17 protein-coding genes are annotated in these 23,269 nt (G+C 50.8%); 6 read left to right on the plus strand and 11 right to left on the minus strand.

The genetic code is table 11. The features are described 5' to 3' along the window. Positions 1 to 33 precede the first annotated feature (33 nt). From HMPREF9944_RS02470 to lptB, 3 genes are all read right to left on the minus strand, one after another. Positions 34 to 2,352 carry an outer membrane beta-barrel family protein gene (locus HMPREF9944_RS02470; protein WP_008564237.1) on the minus strand — a complete coding sequence of 773 codons (2,319 nt, stop codon included), beginning with the start codon at positions 2,350 to 2,352 and terminating at the stop codon, positions 34 to 36. A gap of 211 nt (positions 2,353 to 2,563) precedes the next feature. Beyond that, complete coding sequence (locus HMPREF9944_RS02475; protein ID WP_008564238.1) at positions 2,564 to 2,980, minus strand: hypothetical protein; 417 nt, start codon at positions 2,978 to 2,980, stop codon at positions 2,564 to 2,566. Positions 2,981 to 3,582: 602 nt separating this feature from the next. Next, the gene (gene lptB, locus HMPREF9944_RS02480) at positions 3,583 to 4,362 is read right to left on the minus strand and encodes an LPS export ABC transporter ATP-binding protein (RefSeq protein ID WP_008564239.1); all 780 of its coding nucleotides are present in this window, start codon (positions 4,360 to 4,362) and stop codon (positions 3,583 to 3,585) included. 136 nt (positions 4,363 to 4,498) lie between these two features. Here lptB and HMPREF9944_RS02485 point away from each other — a divergent pair, with 136 nt between their 5' ends. From HMPREF9944_RS02485 to queF, 3 genes are all read left to right on the plus strand, one after another. Next, positions 4,499 to 5,257: an MlaE family ABC transporter permease gene (locus tag HMPREF9944_RS02485; protein ID WP_008564240.1), complete on the plus strand. Its 759-nt coding sequence runs from the start codon at positions 4,499 to 4,501 to the stop codon at positions 5,255 to 5,257. Continuing rightward, positions 5,254 to 6,030 (plus strand): ABC transporter ATP-binding protein, encoded by a 777-nt coding sequence (locus tag HMPREF9944_RS02490; protein WP_008564241.1) that lies wholly within the window; start codon positions 5,254 to 5,256, stop codon positions 6,028 to 6,030. Before HMPREF9944_RS02485 ends, HMPREF9944_RS02490 begins: the two co-directional genes overlap by 4 nt. Positions 6,031 to 6,309: 279 nt before the next feature. Continuing rightward, positions 6,310 to 6,765: a preQ(1) synthase gene (queF, locus tag HMPREF9944_RS02495; protein WP_008564242.1), complete on the plus strand. Its 456-nt coding sequence runs from the start codon at positions 6,310 to 6,312 to the stop codon at positions 6,763 to 6,765. Between the two features lie 1,430 nt (positions 6,766 to 8,195). Here the strand turns inward: queF and cysK are convergent. Together cysK and HMPREF9944_RS02515 are read right to left on the minus strand one after the other, a co-directional pair. Beyond that, on the minus strand, positions 8,196 to 9,143 hold the full coding sequence (cysK, locus tag HMPREF9944_RS02510) for a cysteine synthase A (RefSeq protein WP_008564244.1): 948 nt from the start codon (positions 9,141 to 9,143) through the stop codon (positions 8,196 to 8,198). Positions 9,144 to 9,181: 38 nt separating this feature from the next. Further along, positions 9,182 to 10,471, minus strand: coding sequence for an O-acetylhomoserine aminocarboxypropyltransferase/cysteine synthase family protein (locus tag HMPREF9944_RS02515; RefSeq protein WP_008564245.1), 1,290 nt, complete (start codon positions 10,469 to 10,471; stop codon positions 9,182 to 9,184). A gap of 185 nt (positions 10,472 to 10,656) precedes the next feature. Here HMPREF9944_RS02515 and HMPREF9944_RS02520 point away from each other — a divergent pair, with 185 nt between their 5' ends. From HMPREF9944_RS02520 to HMPREF9944_RS02530, 3 genes are read left to right on the plus strand one after another with little or no spacing between them, the layout of a single operon-like run. Beyond that, positions 10,657 to 11,466, plus strand: coding sequence for an AAA family ATPase (locus tag HMPREF9944_RS02520; protein WP_044113239.1), 810 nt, complete (start codon positions 10,657 to 10,659; stop codon positions 11,464 to 11,466). Between the two features lie 15 nt (positions 11,467 to 11,481). After that, positions 11,482 to 12,507, plus strand: a complete 1,026-nt coding sequence (locus HMPREF9944_RS02525; RefSeq protein WP_008564250.1) for a DUF4435 domain-containing protein — start codon at positions 11,482 to 11,484, stop codon at positions 12,505 to 12,507. 15 nt (positions 12,508 to 12,522) lie between these two features. Further along, positions 12,523 to 13,281: a sigma-70 family RNA polymerase sigma factor gene (locus tag HMPREF9944_RS02530; protein WP_008564251.1), complete on the plus strand. Its 759-nt coding sequence runs from the start codon at positions 12,523 to 12,525 to the stop codon at positions 13,279 to 13,281. Here HMPREF9944_RS02530 and HMPREF9944_RS02535 read toward each other — a convergent pair. The 6 genes from HMPREF9944_RS02535 to purB form a co-directional block, all read right to left on the minus strand. Then, positions 13,269 to 15,398: a hypothetical protein gene (locus HMPREF9944_RS02535; RefSeq protein ID WP_008564252.1), complete on the minus strand. Its 2,130-nt coding sequence runs from the start codon at positions 15,396 to 15,398 to the stop codon at positions 13,269 to 13,271. The genes HMPREF9944_RS02530 and HMPREF9944_RS02535 overlap by 13 nt on opposite strands. Next, positions 15,373 to 16,302 (minus strand): hypothetical protein, encoded by a 930-nt coding sequence (locus HMPREF9944_RS02540; RefSeq protein WP_044113240.1) that lies wholly within the window; start codon positions 16,300 to 16,302, stop codon positions 15,373 to 15,375. The genes HMPREF9944_RS02535 and HMPREF9944_RS02540 overlap by 26 nt, the downstream gene beginning before the upstream one ends. A 1,099-nt stretch (positions 16,303 to 17,401) precedes the next feature. Further along, positions 17,402 to 18,487 (minus strand): tryptophan--tRNA ligase, encoded by a 1,086-nt coding sequence (trpS, locus tag HMPREF9944_RS02545; RefSeq protein ID WP_008564259.1) that lies wholly within the window; start codon positions 18,485 to 18,487, stop codon positions 17,402 to 17,404. A 1-nt stretch (position 18,488) separates the two neighbouring features. Next, positions 18,489 to 19,877 carry an asparagine--tRNA ligase gene (gene asnS, locus HMPREF9944_RS02550; RefSeq protein WP_008564260.1) on the minus strand — a complete coding sequence of 463 codons (1,389 nt, stop codon included), beginning with the start codon at positions 19,875 to 19,877 and terminating at the stop codon, positions 18,489 to 18,491. 14 nt (positions 19,878 to 19,891) lie between these two features. Continuing rightward, complete coding sequence (locus tag HMPREF9944_RS02555) at positions 19,892 to 21,358, minus strand: pseudouridine synthase (RefSeq protein ID WP_008564261.1); 1,467 nt, start codon at positions 21,356 to 21,358, stop codon at positions 19,892 to 19,894. Positions 21,359 to 21,545: 187 nt separating this feature from the next. Then, positions 21,546 to 22,889, minus strand: a complete 1,344-nt coding sequence (purB, locus tag HMPREF9944_RS02560) for an adenylosuccinate lyase (protein ID WP_008564262.1) — start codon at positions 22,887 to 22,889, stop codon at positions 21,546 to 21,548. Positions 22,890 to 23,269 lie beyond the last annotated feature (380 nt).

Genomic DNA, 23,269 nt, shown 5'->3' on the forward strand with positions numbered 1-23,269 from the left:
TTCGTCTCTTTTGTTTGAGCCGGAAACGAGGTTTTATAGCCTCCCTCTCTCCGCATTTCCTGCGCCCGTTCCCTTGTATTTGCTTTGCGAAGTATTGAAGTTATAGGTCACGGTGAGGCTCACGCGGCGGCTGTACTCATAGCCATACTTGCTGAGGTTGACGCGGTCGGCATAGGTATACGACTTGACTTCGTTGGTCTTCAGCAGGTCGTTGACGAACAGGTTGACCGTCCATGCCTTGTTACAGAACTGCTTCATGAGTTGAAGACCCAGGTTGGAAGTCGGCGACATGTGATTAAAACCGTAGTCTTCGCCAAAGGAATGACGGAAATTCACATAGACCGTGAAGTCGTGGGGAAACGAAAATCGGTTGCGAAGAGAGAAGAAAAAGTTCGGTTTATTCATGTTCTTGCCGCTTCCATAGCCCTTGGCATCGAGATGTTGGCGACTGAAATTCAACTCATACGTGGGTTGATAGCAACCGAACTTGGGCGAGGCCACGACCGAAGCATAGAGATATTGGAAGCTATCGAAATTGAGATTGCGACTGAAACCGATGTCTTGTCCGTTGTAAAGTGTGGCCGTCCAAAGCATCACATCCTTGGTATATTCATGCCCAACCTCGGCACTTAGCCACGCATAGCTGGCCATCAAGCTGAGGCTTTTCACCATTTCCGGGCGCAGATAGGGGTTACCTCCCTCGTAGAAATAGCGGTTGTCATACTGCACTTCGTTGCTGAGCATGCCGTAACTTGGGCGTTTCGTCTTGTAGACATAACTGCCCTGCAGGCCCCATTTGCCTTTATGCCAAGCCAAAGAGAGCGAGGGGAACCAGTCGGAATAGCGGCGACTGGGCCCCTTTTGCCATGCTCCTTGCTCATAATAATCAGAGACTACGTGCTCATAACGCAGGCCGGCATTGGCCGAAAGGCTGCCAAACGTGAGTTGATATTCGGCAAATCCGGCTGCATTTCGCTCTTTAATCTCGGTCGAAGTGCTTTTCACAATGCCCTCATCGTTGCGATATTCGCCCTTTGAATAGGTGCTTGTGAGTTCGGTTCCCATGTTGATTGTGCCCTTCCAAAGCGGATAGGAGAGCAGCAATTTGCCTGCCGTAAGCCGGTTGTTTTGGGCATGATGCGTCGTAACATTCTGGCTATGGAGTTGCAAACTCGTCTCTTTGCTCAACTTGTTCTCGTTGTTTTTATTCCATAGGTAGGTCATATTGAGGTCGATACCCAGCTTACCCAACTTCCCGATATAGTAGGCATTAGCCTCGTGGTTAGGCCCGACTAGTTCGTTAGAAGTATAGTCATGGTCGATATGTCCTATCGGATTACCATTCTTCATGATGTCTTGTGAGCCCTCAATGGAATACCCTTTGTCGTAGAAATAGCGCGTCAAGGCATAGCTAAAGCCAAGGGAATTGTCGCTGTTGAAGTCGTAATTGGTGCCCCATTTGGCGTGAAGTCCCCACGTGCGGCTCATGTTTCGTATGTGTTGGTCAACCACAATGTTGTCCGATCCCTGTATTTCTTCGCGGAGATGTGGGTCTTGTGCGGAAACAAAAGTGAAGACATAGGCGTCCATAAAGGCCTCCCATCCGCCGTGACGATACTTCAAATAGTCTTCTTGGAAGCCCGTCCAGTAGGTGTTATATTTGACATTATTGTCGGCACGGAAGCTCAAACCGTCGCCTTGAGCCCGCATTGTCTTGATGCGAATGACGCTCTTCACGGTGGCATTATAGCGGGCGCCGGGACTCGTGATGACCTCAATGGCTTTTATATCCGTGGACTTCAGCTGTTCAAGTTCGCTCTTATCCTGCACCTTTTTGTTGTTGATATAAATCTCGGGTGTGCCTTTTGAGAACACATTCACGCTGCCGTCGTTTTCCACATTGACGCGGGGAAGCTGGCGAAGTACGTCGGTTGCCGTTCCAGAATGGGCCAGAATGGTGTTTGATATATCTACGGAAAGACCTCCCGTAACAACCTTATATTGTGGTCGGTCGGCCTTTACGACCACCTCTTTCAGGGCATAATGCCGCGCTTTCAGCGTCAACGTGCCGGCATCATCGGACGTAACGGACTTGAAAAGTGGCTCATATTCCACCGAAGTGAGCCTCAAAAGGTAGGCCTGTCCGCGGGGAACTTCAATGCGAAACTGCCCGTTTTCGTCGGTCACTGCACCTTGAATGAAGGCTGAGTCGGTGGGGTTCAGCACCACAACGTTCACCAAAGACAAAGGTTGTTGCTGCGCGTTGACCACCTTTCCTACAATGGTCGGCGTAGCCGAAGCACTGCTCAAAACGCCCAAAAAGAGGCAGGTTGCAAGGAGAAATATTTTCATATATGTTTCGTTCTTATGGTCTTTGACGGTTGAACTCACCGAAAAGTTGATGCTACGACGTGGATATTCGGTATCTATCTCCTATACGCAGGAAAACGTTTTTTGTGACATGATCATATAAAAAAACAAGGGAGAAGCATTTTTTCTATGCTTCGCCCCTGCTATTCGGACGTTGTCAATGCCTAACGATGGGCAGACGGCCTGTTATGCATCATTTGTCATCAATCTCGACCGTCTTGTCAATCTTGTCAATCTTGTCTTGTGTCTTGCTAATCTTCTTTTGCCAGCAGTCCAACTTCTTCTGACTCTTGGCCAATTTCTTGTTGAGTTTCTTCGTTTCTTTAAGTTGCTTCATCATTGCTTTGGCATCTTTCACGGTGCCGGATGCATCAGATGTGCTGAAATTCGTAGAGGCTATGTTGGCCGCAGCATTGGCCGCAGCAACCTCTTTCGCCAGTGATTCGAAACTTGCCTTCTCTTTTTCATAATTCAATTGAAGCTGTTTCAGTTTGGCAGTCAGCTCCAACACTTTCTTTTGTTGCTTGAGATCGTTTATCGTTGCTTCACTCTGAGCGAAAGCAACAAAGGCAGTAAACACTGCCATGCAAGTGATTAATAGTCTTTTCATTGTCGTATCTTTTATACATTTACGCTGCAAATGTAGAGAGAAAGCACCAATCCTGCAAATTTTTCCGAGGAAAAATTCAATATATCGGCAGATATTTTGTTTTGCATGGACCGCCAGCGTGTGAGACATATTGTATCTAATCGCAAATGTTTACAATTGCTTTCGCACAGCTTGCGTATTTGAAACAAGATGCACTTTCGCCCGAAATACGCGCCGGAATTTGTGGTTTTGCAAGACACTGACAATCAAATGGTTATCGGAAATGATGTAGTTTCGGGCATGAAATCCTGCGAAATCCGTTCCTGTTTCAATGGAATTGCACTGCAAAATCAGCCATTTCGGCGCGCAAAATGGGTCACTTTGACGTATAAAATGGGTGATGTTGCAAGGCGGAACGGCCCATACGGCATCGTTATCCGATTACTTTTCTCAACGAAATGTCTTGCTTTGGCTCGCTTTCCCCTACACTATCGTATGGGAACACGGCCTTCATGGGCTTCTCATCTCTGAATGATAGCCTGCTGAAGTGTTAAAAACAGAGTTATAAAATTTACAAAAATAGAGCCTCGTCTGAAGTTCCTCTCCGAAGAGGGAGCCTCTTCTTACTTTTCATAAGCCTCGTCTTCTTCGTTGGGTTTGAACTTCCTGTAGACGAAGTTCTCGCTCAGATAGTTCTTGCGTACCACGGGATTGGCGGCCAATTCCTCGGGTGTTCCGTGGAAAAGAATGCGACCTTCGAACAAGAGATAGGCGCGGTCGGTAATCGAAAGCGTCTCCTGAACGTTGTGATCGGTGATGAGTATGCCGATGTTTCGGTATTTCAAGCGCCACACAATGTGCTGAATATCCTCCACAGCAATGGGGTCTACGCCCGCAAAAGGCTCGTCGAGCATGATGAATTTGGGGTCGATGGCGAGGCAACGTGCTATCTCCGTGCGCCGACGTTCGCCTCCGGAGAGTTGGTCTCCCTTGTTCTTTCGCACCTTATTCAGGCGGAATTCGCCGATAAGACTCTCCAGTTTAGCGAGCTGTTCTGCATGTGATAGCTTCGTCATCTCAAGCACTGCCATGATGTTATCCTCTACACTCATCTTGCGAAACACGCTGGCTTCCTGCGGAAGATAGCCTATTCCGGCTCGCGCCCGCTTGTAAACGGGGTAGTTGGTTATCTCTTCTTCGTCGAGATAAACATGGCCTTCGTTGGGCACAACGTTGCCCGTTGTCATATAAAAAGAGGTAGTTTTGCCTGCACCATTAGGCCCGAGAAGGCCCACAATCTCGCCTTGTTTGACGTTGATGCTCACGCCATTGGCCACCGTTCGCTTGCCATAACGTTTCACAAGTCCCTCCGTTCGGAGCGTCGTCAGCTGCGTTTCGTCCATAAAATCATTTGTTTTGCTGCAAAGTTAGTTGAATTCAAGAGGATAACAAAATAAAAAAACAAAAACTATATGGTTTAAGCAGTTTTTCAGAGGAATTTGGTTACTTTTGCAACCAATAAGAACTAAGGATACAACTATGTTTATATTCAACCTGCTTTGCAAGTATCTCACCACTTTCGGAAGCTATCTGCTGTTGATGGGGCGGTCGATTGCCATGCCCGACAGAATGAGAATGTTCTTCAAGCGCTATCTGAAAGAGATGTCGCAGCTGGGTGTCGACTCCATCGGCATCGTGCTCTTGATTTCCTTTTTCATCGGTGCCGTGATCTGCATTCAGATGAAAGTGAATATTCAGAGCCCGTGGATGCCGCGCTGGGTGTCGGGATATACGACGCGCGAAATCATGCTTTTGGAGTTCTCGAGCAGCATCATGTGTCTGATCTTAGCCGGAAAGGTGGGCTCGAACATTGCTTCCGAGCTCGGGACCATGCGCGTGACGCAGCAGATAGATGCGCTGGACATCATGGGCGTGAATTCTGCGAATTATCTCATACTTCCTAAGCTCTTGGGATTGGTCACGATGATGCCGTTCCTCGTTGTGTTCAGCTCGGCCATGGGTATCGTTGGGGCCTACAGCACGGCTTACGTGGGCCACTTGCTGCCGCCCGACGACCTGACACTCGGTATCCAGCATTCCTTCAACGCGTGGTTCATTTGGATGAGCATCATCAAAAGCATGTTCTTTGCGTTCATCATCGCGAGTGTTTCGTCGTTCTTCGGCTATCAGGTGGAAGGCGGCTCGGTCGAAGTGGGGAAAGCAAGCACGGATGCTGTCGTCTGCAGCAGCGTATTGATATTATTTTCGGATGTGTTCTTAACCCAATTACTGTCATGATAGAAATCAAACACCTGTACAAATCGTTCGGAGACAAAGAGGTGCTGAAGGATATCAGCACCGTTTTCGAGGCCGGGAAGACCAACCTCATCATCGGGCAGAGCGGAAGCGGCAAGACGGTCTTGATAAAGAACCTCGTGGGGCTGCTCGCGCCGACGCGCGGAGAGGTACTCTACGATGGGCGCAATTTCGTCGCCATGTCGAAGCGGGAAAAGGCTGCGATGCGCCGAGAAATGGGCATGATTTTCCAGAACGCGGCGCTGTTCGACTCATTGTCGGTGCTCGAGAACGTGATGTTCCCGTTGGACATGTTTTCGGCGATGACTTATCGCGAGCGCGTGAAGCGGGCGCAGGAATGTCTCGACCGCGTGAACCTCATCGACGCGCAGCTGAAGTTCCCCGGCGAAATATCGGGAGGAATGCAGAAGCGTGTGGCCATCGCGCGCGCCATCGTGATGAACCCGAAGTATCTTTTCTGCGACGAGCCGAATTCCGGACTCGACCCGAAGACCTCGCTGGTGATCGACGAGCTACTCTCGGGGCTCACCAAGGAATACAACATGACAACCATCATCAACACGCACGACATGAACTCGGTGATGGGTATCGGCGAAAACATCATCTTCATCTACAATGGGCGCAAGGAATGGCAGGGGACGAAGGACGAGGTGATGAGCTCCACTAACAAACGGCTCAACGCGCTCGTGTTTGCCAGCAACCTATTTAAAAAGGTGAAAGAGGTGGAGATGGAGACGCTGCCACCGGGCGACTGACACCCCGGCGCGCGCCTCGCCCGCTTTTCTCACATGCTTTTCACAGCCGACCGACGCGCACCCACTCCTTTCGTGCGCTTTTCACGACCGACCGACGCGCGCCCACGCTCCTCACGCGCCTTTCGCGCACAGTTTCCAGGGGCAACGGGCCGTCGCCTGCAAATTATCTCCGTTTTCTTTGCGTTTCTTTGTGTTTTTCCGTAATTTTGCGGGAAAATCCAGACGGCCGACGGCGTCTGCCATCAATCCAAACGTGTAGAAAACAGCAAATCAATAAAAATGGAAAGAAAAAACGAAGGCTTGAAGGCCTTAGGGACGAAGACGGTGTATCGCTCGGACTATTCGCCCGAAATCTTGGAGACTTTTGACAATAAACACCCCGAGAACGACTACTGGGTGCGTTTCAACTGTCCAGAATTCACGTCGCTGTGCCCAATCACCGGTCAGCCGGACTTCGCTGAGATCCGAATTGGCTACATTCCGGCCGAGAAGATGGTCGAGAGCAAGAGCCTGAAGCTCTATCTGTTCAGTTTCCGAAACCACGGCGATTTCCATGAGGACTGTGTGAACATTATCATGAAAGACCTCGTGCGACTGATGCAACCGAAATATATCGAGGTCACGGGCCTTTTCACTCCGCGCGGAGGCATCAGTATCCACCCATACGCCAACTACGGGAAGCCCGGGACGAAGTATGCCGCAATGGCAGAGCGGCGGCTGATGGAAAGAGAGTGAGGGAGCCTCCCCCGCCCCTAAACACCCACCCCTACCCTCCCGAAGGGAGGGAGAACGAGCTTGCGAACTCTACCGGCTTTCAAAGGGCCCTGTTCCAGTCCTCACGAAAGAGGGAATTCGTAGATGGGCCCCAGCCCAGCCCTCCCGAAGGAGGGAAAATGGCTGAGAGCCTCCCCCGCCCCCTCCAAAGGAGGGGAGAACGAGCTTGCGGGCAAATCTGCTCCGGTTTCTGCTCCCCTCCTTTGGAGGGGCTGGGGGAGGCTTCCGTTTTTTCTCCCCTCCTTTGAATGGGCCGCGGGAGACTCTCGTTTTTTTTCAGCCAACGGTAATTTCCACTCGGAAACTCGGATTTCTGGACAACCAACAACGATTTGTATAAAGAATTTTGAAATTCTGAACAGCCAACAGCAATTTGTGTCAAGAATTTCGGAATTCTAAGCAGAAATCGCTGTATTTTGTCAAGAATTTGCGAATTCCGAGCAGAAAACAGAAAATTTTGCAAAGAATTCGAAAATTTTTTGTAGAAAACGGGAAATTCTGCCCAGAATTCCGAAATTCTTGATAAAAATTCTCATTTTCTGTTCAGAATTTGCAAATTTTTGATAGAACACAGCAATTTCTAACGAAAAACTGCAGTTTCTTAGCAGAAAATGAAAAAATATGATGAAAAACTCGAGTTTCTGAACAGCCAACAACAATTTTCGATGAAAAACTGCAGTTTTTTGATAGAAAACGAGAAAATATGATGAAAAACTCGAGTTTTTTGGCAGAAAACAAAAAAAATTGATGAAAAACTGCAGTTTTTTGATAAAATACGGCGATTTCTGACGAAAAACTGCAGTTTTTTTGTAAAATACGGCTAATTCTGATGAAAAACGCGCGTTTCTGAACAGAATACAGCAATTTCTGATGAAAAACATGCGTTTCTGAACAAAATACAGCAATTTCTGATGAAAAACATGCGTTTCTGAACAAAATACAGCAATTTCTGATGAAAAACATGCGTTTCTGAACAAAATACAGCAATTTCTGATGAAAAACATGCGTTTCTGAACAAAAAAAGGCGAGTCCTCACCAAAAACATGCGTTTCTGAACAGAAAAAGGGGAGCCTCCCCCCAGCCCCTCCAAAGGAGGGGGGCACGAACTTCGTGTAAGCTAATCTGCTCCCGTTTCTGCTCCCCTCCTTCGGAGGGGCCGGGGGAGGCTCTCGTTTTTGCTCGCTTCCTTTATAGGGGCTGGGGGAGGCTTCCATTTTCGCTTGCCTCATTTGTAGGGGGCGGAGGAGGCTCCGGTTTCTTCTCCCTCCCTTCGGGAGGGCCGGGGTGGGCTCCCCGTTTCTGCTCCCCTCCTTCGGAGGGGCTGGGGAAGGCTCCGAATTTTCAGTAGAAGAATGGGAGTTTCCCACAATTCATCAGGACGAACGGAGGCTCTACAGCGGATACTCGTCGAAAGCGTAGAGCGCGGTTGAGAGATAGCGCTCGCCGGTGTCGGGGAACAGCGTGACGATGCGCTTGTTCTTGTTTTCCGGCCGTCGGGCGATTTCGGTGGCGGCAAAAGCGGCTGCGCCGGACGAAATTCCGACCAGAAGTCCTTCCTGTCTGGCCAGCTGACGGCCGGCAAGAATGGCTTGGTCGTTCGTTACGGTGAAGACCTCGTCGACTTGGGCTGCATCGTAGGTATCGGGTATGAAGCCTGCGCCGATGCCTTGGATTTTGTGCGGGCCGCTGCTGCCGCCGCTCAGCACGGGCGAATCGGTAGGCTCTACGGCTATGACCTTGATATTCGGGTTGCGCTCTTTGAGATATTTGCCGATTCCGCTGACCGTTCCGCCCGTCCCGACGCCCGCTACGAAGATGTCGACGTCGCCGTCGGTGTCTTGCCAGATTTCGGGTCCGGTGGTCAAATAATGGATATGCGGATTGGCGGGATTGGTGAACTGGCTGAGGATAACGCTGCCCGAGATGCTGTCGCGCAGTTCTTCGGCTGCTTTGATGGCGCCTTTCATGCCGTCTTTCCCGCTGGTGAGCTTTACGTTTGCGCCGTAAGCCTGCACCAAGGAGCGGCGCTCGATGCTCATCGTCTCGGGCATGGTAAGAATGAGTGGGTAGCCTTTTACGGCTGCGACGAGGGCCAGCCCGACGCCTGTGTTGCCGCTGGTGGGCTCGATGATTGTGGCACCGGGCTTGAGTTGCCCTGTTCGCTCGGCTTCTTCGATCATGGCACGGGCGATGCGGTCTTTCACGCTGCCGCCGGGATTGAAAAACTCTATTTTTGCGACGATGGGGCGTGTTGCTCCGCGGAACGTTGAGTATTTGTGCAGTTCGACGAGCGGCGTTCTTCCGATCAGGTCGGTTATCTGTTGATAAATCTTAGTCATTGTTCTGTTTTTAATTGTTTTTGTTCTGTAAATTCATGTTATTTTACGGCCACGAACGCCTGCTCGAGGTCGTCGATGATGTCTTGGTAGTGCTCGGTGCCGATGGACAGACGGATTGTGCTTTCGAAGATGCCTTGGTCGGCGGCCTCTTCCCGGCTCAGTTCGGAGTGCGTGGTGGAGAGCGGATGGATGACGAGGCTCTTCACGTCGGCCACGTTAGCGAGTAGGGAGAAGATTTTCAGGTGGTCGATGAAGGCGAACGCTTTCTGCTGGTCGCCGTCTATCTCGAATGTGAAGATGCTCCCTGCGCCTGCGGGGAAATAGCGGTTGTAGAGCGCGTGGTTGGGGTGTTCGGGCAGTGAGGGGTGATTGATTTTCAGAACCTGTGGCTGTTGCTTGAGGTAGTCGATGACTTTCAGCGCGTTGAACACGTGTCTTTCGACCCGCAGGCTCAGCGTCTCGAGCCCTTGTAGCAGGATAAAAGCGTTGAAGGGCGAAATGGCCGCACCTTGGTCGCGCAGGAGTGCGGCACGAATTCTGGTCACAAATGGCGCGGGTATGTCTGAAAATTTGATGCCGTGATAGGAAACGTCGGGTGTGTTGAAGCCAGGGAAGCGGTTTCCTTGGGCTTTCCAATCGAAGCGGCCTCCGTCGATGATGATTCCGCCCATCGTCGTGCCGTGGCCTCCGATAAACTTCGTTGCCGAGTGGACCACGATATCGGCGCCATGTTCTATGGGGCGAATGAGGTAGGGCGTGCCAAAGGTGTTGTCGACAACCAAGGGCAATCCGTGGCTGTGGGCAATGGCTGCCGTTCGCTCGATGTCGGAGATGTTGGAATGAGGATTTCCCAACGTCTCGATGAAAATAAGTTTGGTATTGGGTTGGATTGCGGCTTCCAGTGCGTCGTAATCGTCAGGATCGATGAACGTTGTGCTGATTCCCTGGCGCTTCAGCGTGTGTGCAAGGAGATTGTAAGTGCCGCCATAGATGTTTTTGCTGGCCACGACGTGGTCGCCCGCGTAGGCGATGTTGGTGATGGAGTACGTCACTGCGGCGGCTCCCGAAGCCACGGCCAGCGCGCCCACTCCGCCCTCGAGCGCAGCCATACGCTCTTCGAAGACGGCCTGCGTCGTGTTGGTGAGCCTCCCGTAGATATTCCCGGCGTCCTTCAACGCAAAGCGGTCGGCGGCGTGCTGCGCGTCGTGGAAAACGTAAGAGGTCGTCTGGTAGATTGGAACGGCGCGCGCATCGGTCGCCGGGTCTGCCTGTTCTTGCCCTACATGAAGCTGAAGTGTCTCGAAGTGTAGTTTTTTCTCGTTGCTCATCGTCAAATCCTTTCTGTTTGTTTATGGTGAATACTGTTTGCAAAGGTACAACGAAAAGGCGTGCCGCGCAATCGCACATTCGAGGCATATTGACTACCATAAACGTGGTATTCACGAAAAAAATCTCCCCGCAACGCCGCTGCTTATATATTATTTCGTATATTTGCGGTATAGAAACCATCACTATGAAGTACGCAGACTATATCGAACAGATTGAAATCGAGTCGCTTTGGAGCGGCACCAAACACATCTTGTGGAACCTCGACCGCAAGGTGAATATCCTAAGCGGCATCAACGGCGTGGGCAAAAGCACCATTCTGTCGAAGGTTATCCGCGGTCTTGCACAGGGTGGAGAGTTTCCGAGCCACCTCTTAAAGGGCGTACATCTGAAGGTGAAGCCCGAAGATGCGAAATGGATCCGATATGATGTGATTCGCTCTTTCGACCGTCCACTGGTCAATACCGACTCACTTTCCCAGATAGAAAACCTGATAACGGAACTCGATTGGCAGCTTTTCCTGTTGCAACGGAAGTATCTTGACTACCAAGTAAACGTGGGGAACCGCATCATCGAAGTGCTTCAAAGCGGTGCTAAAGACGCTGCCTTGCAGGCTCAAAGTATCTCCGAAGGAAAGAAGATGTTCCAAGATATCATCGACGATTTGTTCAAAGAGACGGGCAAAACCATCATTCGGACCGAGAACGAGATACGCTTTTCGCAGCTTGGAGAGGTGCTTCGGCCTTACCAACTGTCGAGCGGTGAGAAGCAAATGCTGGCCATTTTGCTGACTGTCTTGGTCGAAGACCGCCTGCCCTACGTGCTTTTCATGGACGAACCCGAGGTGAGTCTGCACTTTGAATGGCAGAAACGGCTCATCGAACTCATTCTGAAACTCAACCCGAACGTGCAACTCATTCTCGCAACCCACAGTCCGGCCGTCATCATGAACGGCTGGATGGACCACGTGACCGAGGTGACCGACATCACGTTGTAGGCCCGATTGCAAGCTATGGGACACCGACTGAAAGACAACATCACCTCACATTATGTTGAAGCGGCCAACAAATTGGCCTCGAAACGCGCCCGCCACAAGGTCATAGCCTATGTGGAAAGCTACGAGGATGTCTTTTTCTGGCGTACCATTCTCAGCCGTTTTGAAACGCCCAACCGCTATTTTGAGGTGATGCTTCCGTCGCGAATGGCTCATTTAGAGCGTGGAAAAAAGGCGGCAATCAGCAATCTTCTTGACGGAGTGGGGCAGGATATGATTGCTTGTGTGGACGCCGATTACGACTATCTCATGCAAGGTGCGTCGCCCGGATCGCGCATATTGCTCGACAATCCCTATGTTTTTCACACCTTTGCTTACGCCATTGAGAACCTTCAATGCTATGCCCCTTCCTTGCATAATGTGGCAGTTGCCGTCGTACTCAACGACCATTCCATCTTCGATTTCAATGATTTCCTGCGCCAATATTCCGAAGCTATCTATCCACTTTTCATATGGAATATTTGGTATTATCGGTCAACACACTACGGAGAATTCACCATGACCGACTTCAATCACATCATCGAAACGGGCGACATCAACATCGATCACCCCGAAATCGCATTGGAACGACTGCGCAAAAAGGTGGGACGAGCCGTCGAAAACCTGCGCCGCAAGAACCCCGATGCACGCGAAAGCTATCAGCAAGTGAAGGAAGATATGAAGCGATTGGGCGTGAATGCCCACAACACCTATTTATATATACAAGGTCATCAGCTCTTCGATCACATTGTATTGCCCTTGCTTGAGCGCGTTTGTAGCAGACTCTTGCGCGAGCGCGAGCGTGAAATCGGCCGTCAGGCGCGGCACAACATGCAGTATCAGACAGAGATGTCGTCTTACAAAAACAGTGTGGGCGACGTGAAATCCATGCTGAAACGCAACATGGGCTATGCGTTCTCGCCTCAATACGAGCAGATTGTCGAGGCCTTGAATGCCGCTTGGCCGGCGACTTCCCCGGCTCCACTATATTCGAACAATCCTTAAAATGCAAATCCATCAATGAAGAAAATCAAGACAGGAAAACCGCTCTCCGAGCGCGAAAGTGAGTCGTTGAACCTCTATCTCAATGAAATCGGCCGGGAAACCCTTCTTTCCGACGACGAAGAAAAGCTGCTCTCACAGCAGATTTTGACCGGCGGAGCGGCGGCAGACCGTGCGCTGAACAAGCTCACCTCGGCCAACTTGCGCTTCGTGGTGTCTGTGGCCAAGCGATATACCGACCGCGGTGTGGCCATTCTCGACCTCATCAGCGAGGGCAACATTGGCCTGATGAAGGCCGCACTAAGCTTTGATGGCAACCGAGGCTTACGCTTTGTGGCCTATGCCGAGCCCTTTGTTCGCAAGGCAATCGAGGCAGCTGTCAACGCACAGAGCGGCATTTTCCGACTCCCAAAGGGTGAACGAAGCCCCGAAGAGCGGGCCGGCAGCCATGCTTTTTCAGTGGATGCACCGCTCCAGAACGGCAAAAATGTGAGTCTGCTCAGCGTACTTGCCGACCCCGCGGCAGCCCGTCCGGATAAAAAGGTGCTTGAAACTTCAGTCAAAGAAGAGCTCCTTGAGGCGATGACAGTGCTCAACGAGCGCGAGAGAAACGTTGTCGAAGCTTTCTATGGCATCGAACAACCCCACCTCACCTTTGCCGAAATCGGTGAGAAAATGGGGCTGAAGCGCGAGCGTGTGCGCCAAATTCGCAACACAGCAGTGCGCAAACTCAGCCGCAACACCACCTCCGACATGCTCAAAGCCTACCTTGAATAGGCCATGCCGGCAAGCCTCATCTCTTTCCTGACGATGTCGCATTTCGTCACATAGTCGGCAACCTGCGTCGGATTCTTGCGGATATAGGCCAGCAATTCGTCGTAGGCCAGCCGCCAATCCTCGTCACTTATGGTTAAAGGATAGTCTTCTCCCACGTCATAGGTCACCCAAAATCCATTCAAAAAAAGGCTGTTCTGCACGAAAGCACGGGCGTAGAGGGCCTCTTGGCGCAGCCGTTTGTCTTGCTTGGCTACGTCAAGATAGGCCATTGCCTGCCGTGCATAATCCTTCTCCCAAGCCCTTGCACTGTCACCATAAAGCTTGTCATAGTGCGTCAGATACCAGCAATCGCCGTAGCATGAAGCCTGGTAATAACGCACAGCAAGCTGCATTGCCAATTCAGAACGCGTGGCATTATTCGCCAGTTTGTAGCGTTGTTCAAGACTGTTCATCTCTTCACAGAACGCAATCTTCTGGTTGCTCGTCAACGGAATGTCCTCAGACGACCTTTCACCGTAGTCGTCCCATTCGTCATCGACAGGTTGCTTGACCAGCCAGCGCGGCTTTTTATAGTCGCGACGTACCATATAAAATGAGATACCTTGATGGTCTACATAGTCCAACGGCACCTTTTTCAGCACGGGAATTGCCTCGGCAAAGCGACCTTCGGCAATGAGTTTGGTACCCAAAAGGTCGTTGAAATAGTTGGCATCGCGGAAGCTGTTCTTCGTCAGTATATACGCTTCCAAGGCGTCATCATAGTGTTTTTTGTTGATGAAAGCCATGTAATCGCGCAGCTGGTCGGCCGTCATGGAGTCCAAATCGCAGAAGTATTCCTCGTAAATCAAATATCTTGCATTGCCCGGACTGTACTGGAATTCGTCGTCATCTGCCAGAGAATGAAATCTTTCGCACATGCCTCTGCTCGCTACAGCCATGTTGATGTTGTGGCGTTTTGCATAATATCCGATGATATTCTGCGTCATAATACGGTCTAAAACACGGCCGTAATAGTTCAGCTCGAAGCTCTTTGGATTGCATTTTCCGTCCAAGAAGCGCAGCTCTTTCGCCACAAATTCGGCATCAAACGGCTGTCCTTCGCGCATCAAAGCCGTCACGGCAAGCAGGTGAATGGCGCGTGCATTGTCGCGTTCGCGCAGTGTTCCGCTCATTGTCATGGCCATACGGCTCTTCTCTTCGGCTTTTTTCAGGTCGCCGTTCAGATAGCTGATCATCGCCGAAGCAGTCTTCCAGAGTGCCGGTTCGTAGCTTTTTCCCTCGCGAACCACGCGTTCTGCAAACGCAACAAAGTTCGAAGCCTCGCGCTTGAAAGCGTTTTCTTTATCGCCAGGCTCCATATATGGCTCGTCATCCACGGCCTCTTGCATGTTGTTAACGAAGTTCTGAACGAGCCAACGCAGGGCAGGCGAGTTGGGATTTTCATGGTAGAAAGACCGGATTCCGTCGTAGTCTTCAAAGCCTTTCGTGGCCCATTGAATGCTGGCAGCGTCGCCTTGGCTCACATAGATGGCCAAGGCTTCCTCCCTGTGGCCACTGTTCAGCAGCGCATAGGCATAGATGTTGCGACACATTTCCTTGTAGATGCTTGTCGGAAGTCGGCTCGCCCGCATCGTCCAAGCCACCAGAATACCCTTCGCATTGGCGTCCAACAGATAGCTGCGCATCAGCAACAACGTGTATTGTGCAGCCAGTCGCTGCCCCGAATAGTTCAATGCAGCCTTGCGCATCAGCTGGATTTGTGCCTTTTGCAGGGCCAATTCGTCCTTCGACGGATAGTCCCATTGCTCTTTACGGCGCTCACAAATGTGTTGATATTTGGCAATGTGGCGCACGTAGGCCAGCATTTCAGCGTCTTTTTTCAGCTTGGCTGCCTCTATGAGCAAAGCGCAATCGTCGTCGAAAAAGCCCTCTTTCACCCCCGTATAGGCCTGCCAATAGCTTGCCAAAGACGTCTGGAAGTCGGGACTTTGAGGCTCCGTTTGTTCGGTATTGATGACATTCATCATGTAATAATTGTGCACAATGGGGAACACAGCGCAGGCCCAAGTGGCCAACGGCAGCCCTAACAAACTAATGAGAACGATAAATTTCTTCATAATCACGGGGTTTATAATTTGCAATATGATTGGGACTGAAATCATAGATGATGGTTTCTCTCTTCAAATCCGGACGTATTTCCTCGATGGTTTGCTTCACTTTGAGCACCTCTCCCATGCTTACCTTGCGTTCAATCACGCTGTCGCCGGGCAGCACGGGCAGGTCGTTATCCGCATGAAGCACGCCTTTATAGTGCCCGTTACGGAACAAAAGGCGATAGGAAAAGAGCGGGTAGGCCGGCGAAAGTGGCAGGCGGTAGCCGCTGAGATACTTCAGATAGGGAACAACATCGCGCAGGTCGAGAATGGGATGTTCGCACCGCAGGTCGGTAAAGTCGCCCGTGTTGTACATCATCAGCACGCCTTTGTCGACGGGAGGAATGGGCTGTGAGAGCTGATGCAGGCGTATCGTGGCAGACAAAGCCAGCTGTTTCGCAGCGGCAAGTCGGCGCAGTTGTGAGAGAAAAGCACGGTAATTGCGGCGCGAGGTCAGTGTCCAATCGCAGTCAATCTGCACTTCTTTCACGCCAATATCGTGCGTTTCGCTGATTTGCAAGATGCGTTTGAGCACTTTTTCAGCCAGTCCGTCCGTGTTTTTGACGTTTTTCATCACGTCGTTCACGATGAACACCACGGGAACGACCTCCACCTTGCGAGGCAGTTTGGCCGAAAAGCGCAGCGTGGCATTGGGCATTGGCTCACCATTACGGTCGAGAATGACGTCGAAAAAGCGCAGGTAGAGCCTGTCAAGTCCCTTGGTTTGTTCCATGACACGAGGCTCCGAACGCCACTCGGTGCTCCAGTAATAGGCGCTCCGCAGCGTTGTTCGTGGGGTGTTCTGCCGTTGGCAACCGACTGCCAAGAGCAGCATAAGGAGCCATTTTAGTTGATGTTTCGGCCTCATGTTATGCAGGTTTCATACTACAAAAATAAATATTTTCGGCGAAAGTCGGTGCAATGAAAGGCAAAAATAAAGGAATAGGAAAATAAAACGGTTGACAAGTCGACGGCAGACAAGTGAACGAGTTGCTCGTCACGCAGCATGTAGGGACCTTGACTTTGAACTTTGACCATTGAACTTTGACCTTTAGGATTAGCAGTCTTTGGACTTTGACCATTGAACTTTGACCTTTAGGATTAGTCCGAATGATAAGATGGATTGTTGACAAGAGGCATGTAGGGACGCACGGCTCGTGCGTCCGCTCCAACAACCATGTTTATATACTTTCAATTCAACTCAAACCGGCATTTAATGGCAGGAAAACAAGTGCTCCACAACCCATAAACCGCATCGCGGTTTCATTGTTTGCACTTGTTCTATGTGTTGGTTTCATTCATAAATCAACTAAAAACCGCATCACAGTTTCGTTGTTTGCACTTGTTCTATGCGTAGGTTTTATTAATAAATCAACTAAAAACCGCATCGCGGTTTCGTTGTTTATAGGGCAGTGTTGGCATGCAATGCCAACGCTGTCATGGGGCGAGTGATGCGAAAGCAACGCCATCGGTGTTGCGTTTTCTTTCTATAAACATTACATATGGGTGTATGAATTTCACATTTCGAATGACCTTGGTTTGCAACATGACCCATTTCACATCATAATCTCACCCATTTTACCGTGCAATCCCAGCCATATTGCACGCTAAAATGGCTAAGATTGAAACGCAAGATGCAAGTCGTTGATTATCAATCAAGATGATGTAGGGACGCACGGCCCGTGCGTCCGTTCAATAAGCCATGTGTATATACCTTTTAATATGAATGGAGCGGACGCACGAACCGTGCGTCCCTACATGCCTCTTGCCTGCAAATCATCTCGCCATTTGGCCAATCCTAAAGGCCAAAGTTCAAACTGCAATGTTCAAAGGCAGCTAATCATAAAGGTCAAAGTTCAATGGTCAATGTTCAAAGTCAAAGTCCCTACATTTCCTTCTCGGCCATGTTGCACGCAAACGCGGGCTCCCCTCCTTCGGAGGGGCTGGGGGAGGCTCCCCTTTCCCACCTATTTCTTAAACTTCTCAGCCTGCTGTTGAATGAGCGCGGCATCGTTGAAGTAGTCTATTTGCATGGCTTTTCGCACCTCGTCCATAGTTTGTGAGGCGGCTTCGCGGGCGTCCTCGCTTCCTTTCCTAAGGATATTGAATATCTCGGGAACGTCTTGTTCGAACGCATGGCGACGCTCGCGGATAGGCTCAAGCATGCGATTGATGACGCTGTTCAAGAGCTTTTTGCACTTCATATCGCCGATGCCACCGTGCGTATAGGCTGCTTTCAGCTCGTCGAGTGTCTTGAATTCGGGCCAGAAATCAGCAAAGTCTTGGTCCGTAGCGAACGCATCAAGATAAGTAAACACGGCATTTCCCTCCACATGACCGGGGTCGTTGAGGTTGACATGCAGCGGGTCGGTGTACATGCCCTTGACCTTTTGCCACACCGTTTCGGCGTCATCGCTCAGATAGATGCAGTTGCCAAGGCTCTTACTCATCTTCTCTTTGCCGTCAGTCCCGGGCAAACGGCGGGCCGTTGTGTTCTCCGGAAGCATGATATTCGGCTCAACCAGCACCTCACGGTACACCTGATTGAAGCGCCGAACCAGCTCGCGTGTAAGCTCAATCATCGGCTCTTGGTCTTCACCTACGGGGATTGTGGTGGCCTTGAAGGCTGCAATATCGGCCGCTTGTGACACAGGATAGCAGAAGAAACCAACGGGAATGTTGGCTTCGAAGTTGCGCATTCGGATTTCGGTCTTGACAGTTGGGTTGCGTTGCACGCGCGACACGGTGACAAGGTTCATCAGATAGGTGGTCAGTTCGGCCAGTTCGGGTATCTGACTTTGGATATACAGCGTGCAACGCGCTGGATCCAAGCCCGCAGAAAGATAGTCGAGGGCCACCTCGATGATGTTCTGTCTGATCTTTTCCGGGTTGTCTGCATTGTCTGTCAGGGCCTGAACGTCGGCCATGAAGACGAACATTCGGTCGTAATCGCCCTCGTTTTGCAACTGCACACGGCGGCGAAGACTGCCCACATAGTGTCCCAAATGGAGCTTACCTGTGGGGCGGTCGCCTGTAAGAATGATTTTTTTCATGTCAGAATTCTGCTGTTTTAGGAGTTCGTGGGAATGGAATCACGTCGCGAATGTTCTGCATTCCCGTCACGAAAAGAATGAGACGCTCGAAGCCCAAGCCAAATCCTGCGTGCGGACATGAGCCATATTTGCGCGTATCGAGGTACCAATTGTAACTCTCTTTTTCCATTCCTCGCGCCTCAATCTCATGGACAAGCTTGCCATAATCCTCTTCTCTGACCGATCCACCGATGATTTCTCCGATGCGAGGAAACAGGACATCGGTTCCTTGCATGGTCTTTCCATCGGGGTTTTTCTTCATGTAAAAGGCCTTAATCTCGCTGGGATAGTCGGTCATTATGACTGGACGTTTGAAGTGTTCTTCCACAAGATAGCGTTCATGTTCGCTGCTGAAGTCCATTCCCCAGCCTGTAATCGGGAACTCAAACCGGTGACCTTGCTTGACAGCCGCTTCGAGAATGTCGATGCCTTCGGCGTAAGTGAGGCGCACGAAGCGCTCTTTGACAACGGATTCCAAGGTCTCGATGAGCGTCTTGTCAATCATCTTGTTGAGGAAAGCAAGGTCATCTTTGCAGTTGTCGAGGGCCCATTGCACGCAATATTTGATGAAATCCTCCTCCAAGTCCATGAGTTCTTCCTTGTCTAAGAAGGCAACTTCGGGCTCAATCATCCAGAATTCGGCCAGATGTCGGGGCGTATTGCTGTTCTCGGCACGGAAGGTTGGGCCGAAAGTGTAGATGGCTCCGAGGGCCGTTGCGCCCAGTTCACCTTCCAATTGACCCGAAACCGTGAGGCTGGTCTTCTTTCCGAAGAAGTCTTTCTCGTAGGGAACGGGCCCTTTCCCCGTGCGTTCCAAGTCCAAAGTGGTCACTTGGAACATCTCACCTGCGCCTTCTGCGTCGCTTGCCGTAATGATTGGAGTGTGGAAATAATGGAACCCATGCTCGTGAAAGTACTGATGTATGGCGATAGCCATGTTGTGACGAATGCGGAAAACAGCCCCGAATGTGTTGGTACGGAGGCGAAGATGCGCGTATTTCCGCATGTATTCGAAGCTCTGTCCCTTCTTTTGCATGGGGTAATCCGACGGACATAGCCCATAGATTTCAATCTCCTTGCTTTGCACTTCGACCGTTTGTCCGGCTCCTTGGCTTTGCACCAATGTTCCTATAACGCTGATACAAGCACCCGTTGTGATGCTTTTCAGCGTCTCGGCATCGATGGTTTCGGGGTCAACGACAACCTGAATGTTGTTGATAGTCGACCCATCATTGAGTGCAATAAAGTCAACCGCCTTGCTATTTCGGTGGGAACGGACCCACCCTTTCACGTTGATAGCCGTGCCATATTCGGTGCATTGGAGTGCATCGACAACTTTTGTTCTTTTCATTTTCAATGTCCCTATTATTCAAACATACCGCTGCGGAGCATGTCGACCTCCTTTTCCGTGAGGAAACGCCAGTCGCCTCGGCGCAAATTCTTCTTGGTCAGGCCGGCAAACTGCACGCGGTCGAGGCGTGTAACACGGTAACCGAGGTGTTCAAAGATGCGGCGAACGATGCGATTCTTGCCACTATGTATCTCGATTCCAATCTGTTTCTTGTCGTTCTCATCGGCATATTCAATCGCATCGGCGTGGATTTCGCCGTCTTCCAGCTCAATTCCGGCAGCAATCTTCTGCAGGTCGTCTTCAGGAATAACCTTATCGAGCCGAACATGATAGACCTTCTTCTTCAAGAACTTGGGATGTGTGAGCTTGCTGGCCAAATCTCCGTCGTTAGTCAGCAGGAGTACGCCCGTCGTATTGCGGTCCAAGCGACCCACAGGATAGATTCTTTCGGGGCAAGCGTCCTTTACAAGGTCCATAACTATCTTGCGTTGCTGCGGATCGTCACTGGTTGTCACGTAATCTTTGGGCTTGTTCAGCAGCACATAGACCTTCTTTTCGAGCGAAACCGGCTGATCATGGAACTTGATTTCATCGGAACGGAGCACCTTCGTACCCAGTTCGGTGACAACGTTGCCGTTTACGCTGACCACTCCGGCCTGAATGAACTCGTCAGCCTCGCGACGTGAGCACACACCTGCGTTAGCTAAGTACTTATTCAAGCGTATCGGCTCGTTAGGATCAATGTGCTCTTCTTTGTATTCAATGCGTTTTTTGAGGCTATATTTCGCATTTGGGTCGTAGCCCGGCCGATTGTTGTAGCCATAGTTGTTGTTATAGCCGCCTTGCGGACGCCCATAACCGCCGCGATTGTTGTAACCTCCGCGGTTGTTGTAGCCACCTTGCTGGCCATAACCGCCACGGTTGTTGTTGTAGCCACCGCGATAGTTGTTATAACCACCTTGCGGACGACCGTAACCGCCTTGCTGTCGGGGCTGATAGCCGCCTTGTGGGTCGTCGGGATTGCTGTTGAAGCGAGGCCGATAGCCTCCTTGTTGCGGCCTTCCGTAGCCACCTTGCATGCGAGGTTGGTAGCCGCCGGCCTGCATATCGTCGGGATTGTTGTTGAAACGCGGGCGATAGCCACCTTGTTGCGGCCTTCCGAAGCCCCCGCCACGGTTATTATTGTAGCCACCCGGCTGCGGACGGCCGTAACCGCCTTGACGTGGCTGGTAAGGACGCTGCGGACGGTCGCCGTTTTGCAGTGCCGAACCGAAGCCTTCGGGGCGGAACCCGCCTTCGTTTTCGCTGTCGTTGTGGTCTGTAGTGTAGGCACGTTGGTTGTGAATGCGCGGGCGTTGTGGGCGACCGCTGCCTTGATAGTTGTTGGTGTAACCTCCTGTGGGACGTGAGTAGCCCTCACGGGTGCTTTCATTCTGTTCTGTTGACAGGTCCTGAGCTTTGTTTTCTAATTCTGAATCCATGTTTGTTTTAATTTATTTCAGCCTCGCGGCCGGGTTAATACTTTTTATTTCATTCAAAAATATGATGTGATTCGTTTATTCGTACTATATTTTTCTACATTAATTATCATCATCTTTTTTCGCAATTCGGCCTCCCTTCCTTTGGAGGAGCCGGGGGAGACTCTCCCTTTTTGGCCGAGATGGGGTCTTAAATCCCCGTATAATTCCACGGAGTAATGGCCATCAGCTCGGCTTTCACGCCGTCGCTGACCTCCAATTCCTTGATGAATGCGTGAATGGTTTCCTCATTCATCTTCGCATTTGTACGTGTCAAGGCCTTCAAAGCCTCGTAGGGATGCGGGTAAGCCTCGCGGCGAAGGACGGTTTGAATGGCCTCTGCGACCACCGCCCACGTGGCTTCAAGGTCGCTATGTAGCTTCTCTTCGTTCAGAATAAGCTTGCGAAGACCTTTCAAAGTGCTCTGAATAGCGATGACACTATGGCCGAACGGGACTCCTATGTTTCGCAAGACTGTGCTGTCGGTGAGGTCGCGTTGCAGGCGACTCACAGGCAGTTTGCGGGCCAAGAATTGCAGCATGGCATTGGCAATGCCGAGGTTTCCCTCGCTATTCTCATAGTCGATGGGGTTCACCTTGTGGGGCATTGCGCTCGAACCCACCTCACCCGGCTTGATTTTCTGCTTGAAATAATCCATCGAAATGTACATCCAGAAGTCGCGATTGAGGTCAATCATGATTGTATTGATGCGACGAATGGCATCGAAAAGCGCGCCCAGATGGTCGTAATTGCTTATCTGTGTGGTCCATTGTTCGCGTTCCAATCCGAGTTTTTCGATGAAACGGTTACCGAAAGTGCGCCAATCATATTGCGGATAGGCCACATGATGCGCGTTGAAATTGCCCGTTGCGCCACCGAATTTGGCTGTTATCTTGCAGCCTTTCAGTGCATTCAACTGCTCTGTCAGGCGGTAAACATACACCATGACTTCTTTTCCAAGTCGTGTAGGAGAGGCAGGTTGGCCATGAGTCTTGGCCAACATCGGCACGTCTTTCCATGCCTCGGCATATTGCTTGAGCTGACTGATGAGTTCTTCCACTTGCGGATAGTACACCGTTTGCAGGGCTTCTTTGACTGAAAGCGGCACGGCCGTGTTGTTGATGTCTTGAGACGTGAGGCCGAAATGAATGAATTCCTTGCACGCTTCCGGCCCTCCGATGTTGTCAAACTGCTCCTTGATGAAGTATTCCACGGCCTTTACGTCGTGGTTAGTGGTGCGTTCTATCTCCTTGACACGGGCTGCCTGCGTCTCGTCAAAGCGGCGATAGATGTCGCGCAGCGGCTCGAATAGCTTGTGATCAAAGCCTTTCAGCTGCGGCAAAGGGAGTTCGCAAAGCGTGATGAAATACTCTATTTCGACGCGAATGCGGTAACGTATCAGCGCATATTCAGAGAAATAGTCGGCAAGCGGCGCGGTCTTTCCCCTGTAACGGCCATCAATCGGCGAAACGGCAGTCAGTTCATCAAGATTCATAATGATAGATGCAATATGATAATATGATGTTGCAAAGATAGCGATTTCGGCCGGAATAGGAGCGAAACAGAATAATAAATAACATTAAATTCGCGGGATAGCGAACCGAAACAGGCCCATTGCCCGAGCGGACATACGTATTATGCGGCCGTATATGCGTTCGAAGGGTTTGTAAGACGAGCTATCCTGCACATGAATAGGCGCGAGATGGAGATGTAGGGACGCACGGTTCGTGCGTCCGCGCAAATGGAATTGGAAGCATGTCTACAGGGTTATTGGAGCGGACGCACGAACCGTGCGTCCCTACATGCGCTCAATCGGTTTATAATCTCAGCCATATTGCGCATGAATAGGCGCGTGGTGGAGATGTAGGGACGCAC

Origin of the sequence: Segatella maculosa OT 289 (genome assembly GCF_000243015.1) — a bacterium.
Classification (GTDB): domain Bacteria; phylum Bacteroidota; class Bacteroidia; order Bacteroidales; family Bacteroidaceae; genus Prevotella; species Prevotella maculosa.

What these genes read in the sequence shown, in the direction of transcription:
- HMPREF9944_RS02470 (WP_008564237.1), bottom strand. Translation starts at nt 2,352, where the DNA reads ATGAAAATATTTCTCCTTGCAACCTGCCTCTTTTTGGGCGTTTTGAGC.
- HMPREF9944_RS02475 (WP_008564238.1), bottom strand. Translation starts at nt 2,980, where the DNA reads ATGAAAAGACTATTAATCACTTGCATGGCAGTGTTTACTGCCTTTGTT.
- lptB (WP_008564239.1), bottom strand. Translation starts at nt 4,362, where the DNA reads ATGGACGAAACGCAGCTGACGACGCTCCGAACGGAGGGACTTGTGAAA.
- HMPREF9944_RS02485 (WP_008564240.1), top strand. Translation starts at nt 4,499, where the DNA reads ATGTTTATATTCAACCTGCTTTGCAAGTATCTCACCACTTTCGGAAGC.
- HMPREF9944_RS02490 (WP_008564241.1), top strand. Translation starts at nt 5,254, where the DNA reads ATGATAGAAATCAAACACCTGTACAAATCGTTCGGAGACAAAGAGGTG.
- queF (WP_008564242.1), top strand. Translation starts at nt 6,310, where the DNA reads ATGGAAAGAAAAAACGAAGGCTTGAAGGCCTTAGGGACGAAGACGGTG.
- cysK (WP_008564244.1), bottom strand. Translation starts at nt 9,143, where the DNA reads ATGACTAAGATTTATCAACAGATAACCGACCTGATCGGAAGAACGCCG.
- HMPREF9944_RS02515 (WP_008564245.1), bottom strand. Translation starts at nt 10,471, where the DNA reads ATGAGCAACGAGAAAAAACTACACTTCGAGACACTTCAGCTTCATGTA.
- HMPREF9944_RS02520 (WP_044113239.1), top strand. Translation starts at nt 10,657, where the DNA reads ATGAAGTACGCAGACTATATCGAACAGATTGAAATCGAGTCGCTTTGG.
- HMPREF9944_RS02525 (WP_008564250.1), top strand. Translation starts at nt 11,482, where the DNA reads ATGGGACACCGACTGAAAGACAACATCACCTCACATTATGTTGAAGCG.
- HMPREF9944_RS02530 (WP_008564251.1), top strand. Translation starts at nt 12,523, where the DNA reads ATGAAGAAAATCAAGACAGGAAAACCGCTCTCCGAGCGCGAAAGTGAG.
- HMPREF9944_RS02535 (WP_008564252.1), bottom strand. Translation starts at nt 15,398, where the DNA reads ATGAAGAAATTTATCGTTCTCATTAGTTTGTTAGGGCTGCCGTTGGCC.
- HMPREF9944_RS02540 (WP_044113240.1), bottom strand. Translation starts at nt 16,302, where the DNA reads ATGAGGCCGAAACATCAACTAAAATGGCTCCTTATGCTGCTCTTGGCA.
- trpS (WP_008564259.1), bottom strand. Translation starts at nt 18,487, where the DNA reads ATGAAAAAAATCATTCTTACAGGCGACCGCCCCACAGGTAAGCTCCAT.
- asnS (WP_008564260.1), bottom strand. Translation starts at nt 19,877, where the DNA reads ATGAAAAGAACAAAAGTTGTCGATGCACTCCAATGCACCGAATATGGC.
- HMPREF9944_RS02555 (WP_008564261.1), bottom strand. Translation starts at nt 21,358, where the DNA reads ATGGATTCAGAATTAGAAAACAAAGCTCAGGACCTGTCAACAGAACAG.
- purB (WP_008564262.1), bottom strand. Translation starts at nt 22,889, where the DNA reads ATGAATCTTGATGAACTGACTGCCGTTTCGCCGATTGATGGCCGTTAC.